Source organism: Mesorhizobium sp. M7A.F.Ca.CA.002.05.1.1 (assembly GCF_003998335.1).
In the GTDB taxonomy this organism is placed as follows: domain Bacteria; phylum Pseudomonadota; class Alphaproteobacteria; order Rhizobiales; family Rhizobiaceae; genus Mesorhizobium.
Genome location: NZ_RZQI01001388.1, coordinates 1 through 967, shown reverse-complemented (window position 1 = coordinate 967; position 967 = coordinate 1). Strand labels below are relative to the sequence as shown.

The 967-nt window shown below is 68.8% G+C and carries 1 protein-coding gene; it reads right to left on the bottom strand.

What is annotated here, in order from left to right:
- Nucleotides 1–152: 152 nt before the first annotated feature.
- Nucleotides 153–950, bottom strand: a complete 798-nt coding sequence (locus EN939_RS35790; protein ID WP_127272009.1) for a tRNA1(Val) (adenine(37)-N6)-methyltransferase — start codon at nucleotides 948–950, stop codon at nucleotides 153–155.
- Nucleotides 951–967: the final 17 nt, after the last annotated feature.

Sequence of the window (967 nt, the reverse complement as noted above, 5' to 3'; positions counted from 1 at the left end):
GCCGGATCACCGGAATGGTGACGACGGTGGAGCGCCAGGCTTTCGGCAGCAGGCGGTTGATAAGGCGTTTCACGAGGGCGCGGTCTCCGGTCGGTGGGTTGCAGGCATGTAGGGATTTCCCGGCCAACGGCAATGTCGCCGGGCAGAATAGCTCAATCTCCGAACAGCGAGGCGAGGCCGTTGGTGATCATTTCGCTGCGCTCGTCGGGGCCGTTGCCTGACTGCGTGTGGAGCATTAGGGGCGGGCGTATGGCAAGCTTTCCCCGCGCCCCGAGCGCTGCCCGCACGACGATGCGGATCGCCGCCGCATCGGGACGAGGGTGGACGGCGAGCATCTCGGCATCGCCGAAGCGGCCGGCGATCGCATCGAGAATGGCGCCGAGCTGTTCGGGCCGGGCGATTACGGCGAGCCCGCCGCGCGGCCTCACCACCGCCGCCGCACTTCTGATCCAGCTCTCGAACAGCCCGTCCTCCATGACATGGGCTTCCTTTCGCAGGCGATCCGATGTGGCGCGGTCCCGGGGGGCATTGAAAGGCGGGTTCATGATGACGAAGTCGAAGTCGTTGTCGGCGAGGCCGGCGGCCGCCCGCGCCCGGCCCGATACGGTGACATTGGCGACCAGCACGGAGGCGCGATCGCTCAGATGGGCATTGCCGGGATGGGCAAGCGTCGCCGCCGCGAAGGCCGCCATTTCCGGCGCGCGTTCGACAAGCACCGCCTCTGCCGCCGGGCAGCGTGACAGCACCGCCAGTCCGGCAGCTCCGGCTCCCGCGCCGAAATCGGCCAGGCGCCCGCCAAAGGTCGATGGCACGGATGCCGCCAGCATCATCGCATCCATGCCGGCGCGATGGCCGCCCTGCTTGGGCTGGACGAGCCAGAACCGGCCGCGATGGAAGGCGTCGACCGTATGGGCCGGCGTGTCCGGAACAAGGGCGGGCGCGGCGGGCATTATTTTCCGCGGATCTC

Bases quoted from the DNA above. Each gene is read 5' to 3' on its own strand.
- EN939_RS35790 (WP_127272009.1), bottom strand. From the start codon at position 950: ATGCCCGCCGCGCCCGCCCTTGTTCCGGACACGCCGGCCCATACGGTC.